Origin of the sequence: Pseudomonas sp. GM24 (assembly GCF_000282235.1) — a bacterium.
Taxonomy (GTDB): Bacteria; Pseudomonadota; Gammaproteobacteria; order Pseudomonadales; family Pseudomonadaceae; genus Aquipseudomonas.
This window is the reverse complement of the sequence record NZ_AKJR01000328.1, coordinates 1-10,231: the sequence shown is the minus strand read 5'-3', so window position 1 is coordinate 10,231 and position 10,231 is coordinate 1. Positions and strand designations below refer to the sequence as shown.

The following is a 10,231-nucleotide window of genomic DNA, read 5'->3' as shown; positions in this document are numbered from 1 at the left end:
CGATCTTTTGATCTTGGTCGTAACATCAAAATCAAAAGATCGCAGCCTTCGGCAGCTCCTACAGGTCATCAGTCAACCAGGGTGCAGGCCATGACCACGGCATCCTCGCGCCCGCCCACCGCCGGATAATAATCCCGACGCCGGCCAATCTCATTGAAGCCATAACGCTCATACAACTTGAACGCGCCCGTATTGCTGTCACGCACTTCCAGAAAACATTCCCGCGCCGAAGCCGCATACGCCCGCGACATCAAGTGCTCAAGCAACGTCAGCCCCAGCCCACGCCCCTGATTCTCAGGTTTGACGGTAATGTTGAGCAGATGCGCCTCATCCAGAATGATCTGCACCACCCCGTGACCAACCTGCTGCTCACCCTCGAACATCAGCCAGATCTGGTACTTGCCCAGCCCATCAAGAAAAATCCCGCGAGTCCACGGGTGGCTGTAAGCGGCGTACTCGATTTTCAGCACGGTTTCCAGATCCGCCTCGGTCATCGGGCGGAACGATACAGCGTCACTCATTCGATTCTTTCCAGCGCGCCATCAGCCGACGCATGGCTTGCCACACAGCGGCCTTGCGCTGTGGCTCTTCCATTAACAATTCCAGACCGGGAATGGCCCAAGCCGAGCCCAGACCTTCGATCTGCAATTCACGATTGAATGCTTCGGCATCCGCTTCACCGGCAAAACGTACCGCCGGTAGGCCGATCAGCCACAGGCAGGCGCATGGAGCGGCTTCCATTTGCACCGAAAGGAAACCCTGAACGAAGTCGCGCGCCGCGTCCGGGCCCTGATCCATGGTGCCGCGATTGAGCCAAGGCCAACGCACCGGTTCGCCGACGATTTGCGGTGCATCCGGCAGACCGGCGGCGCGCAGCATGTCTTTGAGCAACAGATAAGCCGGATCACGGCTCTGGAACGGTTCACCTGTGGGTAACTCGACCAACAACAGGCAGCGCCCGGCACGAAGCAATTGCAGGGCGAAACGCGGCGGTGGCACTGGCGCCGGTTTGGCGACAACCGGCGTGTCGTCGGCCTCTTCCACCGGTTTGGCGTTGGTCCGGGTGCTGGCCAACGAAGGACGCGGCACTTCGATCTTCGGCCGTTCGGCCGGACGAGCGGCAGGCTGCGCGGGCGCTTCGACCGCAGGCGCAAGCACCACCGGCGCCTCTACCTCGGGCTCGGGCATGTCCAGCAGCTCGGGCCGTGAAGGCGCGGCGAAAGGCAATTCGGTGCGCGGCAGCCAGTTGACCACCTGCATGGCGTTCAAATAGGCGCGGCGGCGGGACTCGATTAGCAAGGGTCGGCCACTTGTGGATAACTGAAGTGCGCTGATTCTACCGCCGTTCGCTCAAGATCGCCCGTTGTTGATCGATAGACTTGGTCTAAAGAAAGCGACAGTCCGTCCCGAGAGTGAATCGCATCCTTCGTGATGCAGTACAATCGCCGCTTTTCATTGCCAACCAGCCGGGCATTCCGATGATCGAACCCAAGCGCGTCTTGCGCGCCCTCGCTGAACACTGGGCATTGCTTGAGCCACTGTGTGAGCATTTCGACCAAGGCACATTGAGCCTCAACGAACTGCGCTCGCAACTGGCCGCCCAACAACTGGACAGCACACCGCAGGACATCACCAGCCTGCTCGACGTGTGGATTCGCCTCGATATTCTGATTCCGGTGGCGAAAAGCCCGAACCGTTTCGAGCTGAATGCGCAGATTCATGACTTCCTCGCTTACCTGCGTCGTGAGCACCGGCTGGGCCTGTGCCTGGAAATCGAAGCCTATCTGCGTCACCTCGAGCGCCTGGCCGGTTACATCCAGGACGCGTTCGAAGTCCGTGACGGCCACGACCTTGCCCGCCAGTTGCGCTTGCTCGACATGCGCGTGCGCGATGTGCTGAAGAAGCTCGACAACGACGAACAGGCCCTGGTCGCCGTCGCCGAGCGCGCGAAGACCAGCGATCGACAAATTCCGCTGCGTCAGCGTTACGCCGAAGTGCTGGCGACGTGGGACGAATATGTCGAGCCGATGATCGATCTGGTGAACGCCGACGGCGCCTTCGAACAAGGCGTGCGCAAGGTCGAAACCGTGCTGCTGAAGATGCTCAGCGAACAGCAGCGCCTCGGCCATCTGGTCGATGACGACATGCTGCTGCGCACCCACGCGCGCATCCTCGAAATGCAGACCAGTGCCCAGCTGACTTTGCGTCATGCCCGTGAACTGCTGCTGCCGCTGCGTGAAGAAGCGCGTCGGCACAACGCCGTGACCCGTGGCGCCGCGTTGGCGTTGGCAGCGATTCGCCGCAAAGGCATCGACGCCGTGCCGCAAGCGGCGATGCCGCTGTTTACCCGCCCGCAGAGCACCTTCCTCGGCAGCGCCAGTCAGGTCGAAGCCTACGTTTATGCCTTGGCGCGGTTCGAGCCAAAACCGGCGCGCTTCCCGAAAGCGCACAAAACGCAGAAAGGCGAAGCCCCACGCGCGCCACGCACCGTGCGCGAGATGGTCGACCGTTGCGAAGAAGCCCTGCCGATGCCGGATCTGATGACCTGGTTGCTGGAGCAGGAACCGGACGGCGCCACCGACGAGTTGCTCTACTGGTTCTCGCGCCTGTCGCGGGAAAAGCGCTTCAAGCGCGAGCGTCTGGAACGCCGCGAATACCACACTCACGAGCACCAGGTCAGCCTGCGCTCCTTCGCCCTGCTCTCGGCCAGCGACAGCGCCGCCGAGAATTCTGCGAGCATCCCCAATGCATCTTGATCTTTCCGAACTGTCGCAACTCGCGCCGATCTTCCGCGAGTTGTTCAAGGGTTACCACGTCAGCCGCCGCGACCCGGAGTTGTACGCGCAATTGTCGAACTTCCAGGATCAGTACCGCACGCTGTTCAAGGCGCTGGGTTTTGAACTGGTCTGTGACACCCGTGGTTTCTACTACTTCGTGCCGGACATGGCCGCCGCAGCGGTGAACAAGACTGCCCAGCGTCTGGCGCTGTTCACCTTCATCCTCGTCGAGCACTTGGCCGATCAGGGCCGCGACCCGATTGCCGTGCTCGATGGCGGCAGCCTCGGCCGCGAAGAGTTGCCGTCGCTGCTGGAGAAATACCGCGACCTGTTCATTCAGGCCGAAGTGCAGACCGTTGAAGAACTCGAAGAAAAGATCATGCGCCGCATGACTCAGCTCGGTTTTGCGAGCGAAGAAAACGGCGTGTACCGCTTCCTGCCGCCGATGCACCGCTTCCTCGACGTCTGCCTGTCGGTACAGCAGGACCGTGATCTGGCGGCCAGCGTGCACAGCGTGCTGCCGTTGCCAGCACCGGTGCTGATCGACGAAGCGGCCGAAGCCAAATTCCTCGAAACCGACGACCCGCTCGATCTTTCCGAATTTGAAGAAGAGAGCGAAGAAGACGCACTGGCCCGCGCCATTGCCGAAGAACAGGAGTCCGACGCATGAGCCAGGAACGCTACGGCATCCGCCGCTTTGCCCTTTTGAACACCGCCGGTTACAGCCTCGGCCTGTTCCCGCTGGAAGAACCGCTGTCGGTTTACGGCGCAAACAACCTCGGTAAATCGGCGTCGATCAACGCCTTGCAATTCCCGATTCTGGCGCGCATGTCGGACATGAGTTTCGGCAAATACAGCCTGGAACAATCGCGGCGCTTCTACTTCGCTTCCGACACCAGCTACATCCTTGTCGAAGTGAATCTGCCCCACGGCCCGCACGTGATCGGCGTGGTCGGTCGCGGCCCGGGCGGCGGTTTCGGTCACCAGTTCTTTGCTTACGCCGGCAAGCTCGATCTGGCGCATTACCAGAAGAACGACACCTGCCTGCGCCAGAAAGAGCTGTTCAGCAACCTTGAAAAAGAAGGCCTGAAAGCCTACGAACTCAAGCCTGATGAGCTGCGTCGTTTGCTGGTGGGCGGTCATACGTCGATTCCTTTGGATCTGACCCTGATTCCACTGCGCTCCACCAGCGAACAGAGCCTGAAGACTTTCCGTGCGCTGTTTATCAACCTGCTGCACATGCGCGAAATCACCGCGGCCAAGCTCAAGCAGTTGTTCCTCGATGCCTTCGAACACAGCCTGCGTTCCGGCAGCGTCGATTACATCGCCGCCTGCGAAGAAGCCTTCCGCGACGTGCGCCGGATGGAACAGGACTACAACTCGCTGGTCGCTGCCGGCCCGTTGGTTGAAGCCTTGGCCAACGGCGTGAAACAGCGCGACGTGCTGCGCGGCAAACTGCATCGCCTGTCGCCACTTCTGGATTCGTTGCTCGGCACCTGGTCGGACTACGCCAGTGCGCGCAAAGATGAGCTGACGATTCAGGCCGACCACTACCGTGGCGAGCAGGACAGTCTGCAAAACGATCAGCGCGGCGGCACTCAGGAACTGATGCGTCTGGAGCGGGAAATTTCCGGTATCCAGCGCTGGCTCGGCGAATTGTCGGTGCTGAAAAATCGCTTCGCCCTGGTCGATGACGTCAAAGTGCTCGAGCAACAATTGCTCGCCGCCAAAGACGCCCACGACGAACTGGCCGGTGCCTTGGCGCAATCGCGTCAATTCAGTGCGGAAGATCTGGAAGAGCGCGTACGCGATCTGGAAAAACGCCTGAAGTCGGTGAAGCAGCAACTCGATCACGCCGACAACAACAGCTATGCCCGTCTGCGCGAAGAGTTCTCGCAACAGGACGTCGAGCGTCTGATGCGCCTGTTCAATAGCGCACTGTTCAGCCTGCCACTGGGCGAACACGGCATCACCCTCGACGACGACGGCGAGTGGGTCAAATCGGTCGAGCTGATTCTCGATGGCTTCAAGGGCGAGCGCTTCGAAGTGCCGGGCTTGTCCATCGACATCTCGCACATCGAGCCGCCGGCGCTGCAGGCCTTGGCTGACCGCGCTGCGCTGCGCGACCAGAAAGAGCGTCTGGAAAAAGAACTCAAGCAACTGAAAACCCAGCAAGCCGTGGCCGCCGACCGCGCCGCGAGCAAGACCCAGACCGAAGCGCTGTACCAGCAAGTGCTGGACGCGCAGAAAGCCTTGGAAGATTTCCGCCGCACGCAGACATTGAGCGCTGAAGAAAGCGACAAGCTCGAGCAACTGGCGCAGATGGAAGGCGCGCAGGACGAACTCAAGCGTTCCAGCGACGCCTTCACCGAACGTGTCCAGCAACTGTCGGCCAAGCTGCAACTGGTCGGCCGCCAGATCGCCGATATGGAAGCCAAGCAACGCACCCTCGACGATGCGCTGCGTCGCCGTCAGTTGTTGCCGGCGGATCTGCCGTTCGGTACGCCGTTCATGGATCCGGTCGACGATTCGATGGACAACCTGCTGCCACTGCTCAACGACTATCAGGACAGCTGGCAAGGTCTGCTGCGCGCCGATGGCCAGATTGAAGCGCTGTACGCGCAGGTGCGCCTGAAAGGCGTGGCCAAGTTCGACAGCGAAGACGACATGGAGCGCCGCCTGTCGTTGCTGATCAACGCTTACGCGCACCGCACCGATGAAGCGCTGACACTGGGCAAGGCCCGTCGTGCGGCGGTCACCGATATCGCCCGGACCCTGCGCAACATTCGCAGCGACTACGACAGCCTCGAACATCAACTGGCGCTGTTCAACCGCGAGATCAACAAGCGTCAAGTGTCCAACCTGCAGAGCTTCCGCATCGTCCTTGCGCCGAACAAGGAAGCGCTCAAGCACATCGACCAGATCATCCACAGCGCCGGTCAGTACGAAGAAGGCGAAACCCTGTCGGTGTTCGACCTCAGCCAAAGTGCCGAGCAGGACAACAAGAACGAAGAGGCCAAGGAATACCTGGCGCGGCTGGTGGCGGCAAACCACAACCAGCTCGGCCTCAAGGACTTGTTCGAACTGGCCTTCGAGATCACCAAGGTCAACGGTCAGCCGGTTATCCACACCGACATCGATGGCGCCGCATCCAACGGTACAACCATGACCATCAAGGCGCTGACCAACATGTACTTGTTGCTGCACTTGATGGATCGCGACCAGGCCGGTCGCGTACGCCTGCCGTACTACCTCGACGAGGCCGCAGACATCGACGAGAAAAACCAGGCTGCACTGCTGGAAACCAGTCTGCAACTGGGCTTCGTGCCGATTCTGGCGAGTGTGAAGCCGCAGGTCTGCGCCAGTGTCGCGATCGACCTGGAAGGTGGCAGCGGCCCGGCGGGGATCTACATTGATGAGGCGGACTGGAAGTACATCCGTCGCCATGATGTGGTGAAGGCTACGGTCAATGTTGAAGCGGATGAGCCAGAGCTGGATGCGGTTTGATCGGCATTAACTGAAGGCAAAAAAAGGGCCGCGATCTGTTTGGATCGCGGCCCTTTTTTATGGCTTGGGATTTGTGCTGATTTTGCGGGCCCTATCGCGAGCAGGCTCACTCCTACAGTTGGAATGCGCTCCCCTGTGGGAGTGAGCCTGCTCGCGATGGCGCCACTTCAGACACCATAGAATCACTTACCGAGGGAAATCTTCGGCGCCCAGGTCAGCCACTCATCCTCAAACTTGTCGAACAGCGGAAACGTCTGCTCAGCTCGCGCCGGGTTACCCATGCGCTCGCCATCCGGCGTGGCGAAGGCAATCCCTCCCTGAATCGCCGTCTCCAGCGACTCGGTGCGCACCGTCAGCCCGTTGAACAAACCGATATCAAACCCGACACCGCTGGTGTTCCAGAACCGGCTACCGCTGCGCACCAACGGCGCGTATTTCGGCTCGATCAGAATGTGCACCAACACGCGATCAGCTGTCTGGCCCAGTTCATAACCGGTGACCTTACCCACGGTAATTTCACGGTAAGTCACCGGCACACCCGGTTTCAGCGAACCACGACGGGCCGCGCTCAAGACCAGACTCAGACCGGCCTCTTGCTTGGTCACTTCCGGCGCATTGGCCAAGGCCACAAAGTTCTTCTGCGGGCCGAGGTTCTTCGCCGCCGGTTGCACTTCGATGTACTTCCCGGTCACCAGGGTTTCCAGATTTTCTGTCTTGATCAGGCCGAGCTCCGGTTTTACCACCCAGAACTGGCTACCAACCCGGGCGATCTTCTCCGGCACTTCAGTGATGCGCGCCGTGAGGATCACCGATTGCAGATCGTCAGTCAGATCAACGCTTTCAATCTTGCCGACATCCAGTCCCTTGAAGCGAACCGGCGTGCCGCTGCGCAAACCATCGGCGCGATCGACCTTGATCGTGACCACGGCACCCTTCTGATTAGCGTCATCGTGGTTGGCGAACAAACGGAAGCGCGGAATGCGCTTCTGTAACGGCGCCTTGGCTTGCGGTGTTTCGAAAGCGATACCGCCGGCCATCAGGGTTTGCAGCGACTCGCTCTTCACTTGGATTCCGCCGGTCAACCCGCCGGTCAGCGTGACACCGCTGACGTTCCAGAAGCGTGTCGAGGCGTTGACCAGGTTTTCGTACTCCTTCTCGATGTGCACACCGATGACTATCTGCTTGCGAGTCTTGGAGAACTGGTAGCTCTGAACCGAACCGACCTTGACCTGTTTGAACAGAATCGGACTGCCGACATCAATCGAGCCAAGTGTATCGGTGAACAACACCAGGTGCAGGCCCGGCGAACGCAAATCCAGCGGCGGCGCCTTCGGCCGTGCCTCGAACTCGCGTTTCGGCGGCGCGCCTTTATCACCCGGACGCACAGCGATGTAGTTACCTTTCACCAATGCTTCCAGACCGGTAATGCCCGCCAGGGAAATCGACGGCTTCACTACCCAGAACTGCGTGCCGTCCACCAGATAGTCTTCAGCCAACGGATCAAGAGTCAGTTCGGCAGTGGCGCTGTTCAGGTCCGGATCGACCTTCAGCGCCTTCAGGTTGCCGACCTGAATACCTTTGTACATCACTGGTGTACGGCCAGCCTGCAGACCTTCGAAATCGCTGAGTTTGACCTTCACACGGATCCCGGCAGCGGCCGCATCGAAGTCTTCGTACAGACGAAATGGCAGGCTTGGATCGGTCGGCGGGCTGTCCTTGCGGTTTTCGGGTGTGGCGAAAGCGATACCACCGGCGACGATGCTGGCCAGCGATTCGCTGCGCACTTTCACCCCGGACAGGTTGGCGTCGATGCTGATGCCGCTGGCGTTCCAGAAACGCGTGTGTTTGCGCACCAGTTTGGCGTAGGTCGGCTCAATGAAAACCTTGAGCTCGACGGTACTCTGGTCTTCCGAGAGCAGGTAGCTTTTGACCTGGCCGACCTTGATCTGCTTGTAGAACACGGGGCTGCCACGGTTCAGTGATCCGAGACGATCCGCCTTGATAGTCAGGTGCAGACCGGGCTTGGCGTCCGACAACGGCGGCTCTTCGGCCAGCGCTTTGAACTTGCGCGTCGGTTCGCCTTCGCCAGGACTGATGGCCACGTAGTTACCGGAAACCAGGGTTTCCAGGCCGGTGATACCGGCCAGGGTCACGCTCGGTTTGACCAGCCAGAAACGCGTGCTGGTCTTGAGGTATTGCTCGACGTCCTTGTTCATCTCAACGGTGGCGATCACACCTTTTGAGTTGCCTTCATCGTCGAGCTTAAGCGCCTTGACCTTACCGACCGGCATGCCTTTGTACATGACCTCGGTCTTGTTGGCCTGGATGCCTTCGCCACTTTCAAAGCGGATCTGAATCTCGATACCGGTTTCGGAGTAGGCACGCCAGCCGAGCCAGCCGCCGATGATCAGCGCGATCAGAGGCAGAACCCAAATGGCAGACCAGTTCGAAGCCGGTCGGGTTTTCGCTACGGGCAAATCAGTCATGGTCGTCGTCCGACTCCGTGTTATCCCAAATCAGTCGGGGATCGAAAGTTACTGCGGCGAGCATCGTCAGAATCACCACACTGGCGAAGGCGATGGCGCCAAGATTGGCTTCGACACTGGCAAGCCGGCCGAAGTTGACGACCGCCACGAGAATGGCGATCACAAAAATATCGAGCATCGACCAGCGGCCGATGAACTCGATAAAGCGGTACATCCAGATACGCTGACGCGCGGACAGCGGTTGGCGTCGTTGTACCGAAAACAGCAGCAGCGCAATACCCACCAGTTTGAAGGTGGGCACGAGGATACTGGCGATAAACACCACAGCCGCGATCGGAATCATGCCGTGCTGCACCAACTGGATCACGCCGGACATGATAGTGCTCGGATCACCCTGGCCCAAAGAACTGACAGTCATGATCGGCAGCACGTTGGCTGGAATATAGATAATCGCTGCCGTGATCAGCAGTGCCCAGGTACGGGTGAGGCTGTCAGGCCTGCGAGCGTGCACCAATGCACCGCAGCGGGTGCAGGTCTGCTCGTCGGTGTCCGCTTCCTGCCTGTTCAACTCATGACATTCAGTACACACCAGAATGCCCGCATCAATCGCCCGCATGAGCGTCCTCTCCTGATAACGCCTGCCAGATCTGGTGCGGTGACATCACCACTTCCAGCCAGACCTGAACCAACAACAAGCCGATGAAACACGCCAAACCCAGGCCTACGGTAATGGCTGCCATGTCTGCCAGTTTGACGATCGCCACCAGTACGCCCATGAGGTAGACCTCGAGCATTCCCCAGTCTTTGAGGTGGTGATAAATGCGATAGAGCAGCAAGCCATAGCTGCGTCCGACATTGAAGCGGATCGTCAGTAACACGAACAACTGGCACAGCAACTTGAGCAGCGGTATGGCCATGCTGCACAGAAATACGACAATCGAAACGCCCTGCATGTCCGTATTGAACAGGCCGAGCACACCACTCCAGACCGTATCCTGCGAGGATTGTCCGAGGATATTGAGTTGCATGATGGGTAAAAAGTTTGCCGGGATGTACAGCAATAAGGCTGCGATCACCAAGGCGAGGCTGCGCTGCACCACGTTGTGACGGTGAGCGTACAACTCGTAACCGCAGCGTGGGCAGAGCGCTTTTTCGCCGTGGGCAAGTGTGGGCTTGCGCATCAGCAGGTCGCACTCGTGACAGGCCACCAAGTCTTCCAGCGGTAAATCTGACAGCCCGGGGGCGTCAACCGACTCTGACATAAAGGCTCTGGCTCCGAATAAGGTGGGGCTATTCTAGTGTTCTGATTCGAAAATAACTGTGCAAATTTGTTCGCTGTCGCGAGTAAAAACTTTTCTACAGGCAAAACAAAACCCCAACTGCTTTCGCAATTGGGGTTTCGGAATTTAATCTTGACGATGACCTACTCTCACATGGGGAAACCCCACACTACCATCGGCG

At 59.3% G+C, this 10,231-nt stretch carries 8 protein-coding genes; 3 read left to right on the top strand and 5 right to left on the bottom strand.

Annotated elements, in window-relative coordinates; translation table 11 throughout:
- Positions 1-68: 68 nt before the first annotated feature.
- Together rimI and PMI23_RS27805 are read right to left on the bottom strand one after the other, a co-directional pair.
- Complete coding sequence (gene rimI, locus PMI23_RS27810) at positions 69-521, bottom strand: ribosomal protein S18-alanine N-acetyltransferase (RefSeq protein WP_007912963.1); 453 nt, start codon at positions 519-521, stop codon at positions 69-71.
- Entirely contained in the window at positions 514-1,260 is a 747-nt protein-coding gene (locus PMI23_RS27805; protein ID WP_007912965.1) for a hypothetical protein, read from the bottom strand. The genes rimI and PMI23_RS27805 overlap by 8 nt, the downstream gene beginning before the upstream one ends.
- Positions 1,261-1,478: 218 nt before the next feature.
- On the opposite strand from PMI23_RS27805, the gene mksB reads away from it, so the two are divergent.
- Genes mksB through mksF form a run of 3 tightly spaced genes read left to right on the top strand, consistent with a single transcriptional unit; the run spans position 1,479 to position 6,284 of the window.
- A complete protein-coding gene (gene mksB, locus PMI23_RS27800; protein ID WP_007912967.1) occupies positions 1,479-2,756 on the top strand; it encodes an Mks condensin complex protein MksB in 1,278 nt (425 codons plus the stop codon).
- The gene (gene mksE / locus PMI23_RS27795) at positions 2,746-3,447 is read left to right on the top strand and encodes an Mks condensin complex protein MksE (protein ID WP_007912968.1); all 702 of its coding nucleotides are present in this window, start codon (positions 2,746-2,748) and stop codon (positions 3,445-3,447) included. Before mksB ends, mksE begins: the two co-directional genes overlap by 11 nt.
- Positions 3,444-6,284 (top strand): Mks condensin complex protein MksF, encoded by a 2,841-nt coding sequence (gene mksF / locus PMI23_RS27790; protein ID WP_007912969.1) that lies wholly within the window; start codon positions 3,444-3,446, stop codon positions 6,282-6,284. The genes mksE and mksF overlap by 4 nt, the downstream gene beginning before the upstream one ends.
- A gap of 182 nt (positions 6,285-6,466) precedes the next feature.
- Here mksF and PMI23_RS27785 read toward each other — a convergent pair whose 3' ends face one another.
- The 3 genes from PMI23_RS27785 to PMI23_RS27775 are packed head-to-tail and all read right to left on the bottom strand — an operon-like array spanning position 6,467 to position 10,032.
- On the bottom strand, positions 6,467-8,770 hold the full coding sequence (locus PMI23_RS27785) for a PqiB family protein (RefSeq protein ID WP_007912970.1): 2,304 nt from the start codon (positions 8,768-8,770) through the stop codon (positions 6,467-6,469).
- Complete coding sequence (locus PMI23_RS27780; protein WP_007912971.1) at positions 8,763-9,386, bottom strand: paraquat-inducible protein A; 624 nt, start codon at positions 9,384-9,386, stop codon at positions 8,763-8,765. Before PMI23_RS27780 ends, PMI23_RS27785 begins: the two co-directional genes overlap by 8 nt.
- Positions 9,373-10,032: a paraquat-inducible protein A gene (locus PMI23_RS27775; protein ID WP_007912972.1), complete on the bottom strand. Its 660-nt coding sequence runs from the start codon at positions 10,030-10,032 to the stop codon at positions 9,373-9,375. Before PMI23_RS27775 ends, PMI23_RS27780 begins: the two co-directional genes overlap by 14 nt.
- Positions 10,033-10,231: the final 199 nt, after the last annotated feature.

Excerpts from the sequence above, each read along its gene's own strand:
- rimI (WP_007912963.1), bottom strand. The coding sequence starts at position 521 with ATGAGTGACGCTGTATCGTTCCGCCCGATGACCGAGGCGGATCTGGAA.
- PMI23_RS27805 (WP_007912965.1), bottom strand. The coding sequence starts at position 1,260 with ATGCAGGTGGTCAACTGGCTGCCGCGCACCGAATTGCCTTTCGCCGCG.
- mksB (WP_007912967.1), top strand. The coding sequence starts at position 1,479 with ATGATCGAACCCAAGCGCGTCTTGCGCGCCCTCGCTGAACACTGGGCA.
- mksE (WP_007912968.1), top strand. The coding sequence starts at position 2,746 with ATGCATCTTGATCTTTCCGAACTGTCGCAACTCGCGCCGATCTTCCGC.
- mksF (WP_007912969.1), top strand. The coding sequence starts at position 3,444 with ATGAGCCAGGAACGCTACGGCATCCGCCGCTTTGCCCTTTTGAACACC.
- PMI23_RS27785 (WP_007912970.1), bottom strand. The coding sequence starts at position 8,770 with ATGACTGATTTGCCCGTAGCGAAAACCCGACCGGCTTCGAACTGGTCT.
- PMI23_RS27780 (WP_007912971.1), bottom strand. The coding sequence starts at position 9,386 with ATGCGGGCGATTGATGCGGGCATTCTGGTGTGTACTGAATGTCATGAG.
- PMI23_RS27775 (WP_007912972.1), bottom strand. The coding sequence starts at position 10,032 with ATGTCAGAGTCGGTTGACGCCCCCGGGCTGTCAGATTTACCGCTGGAA.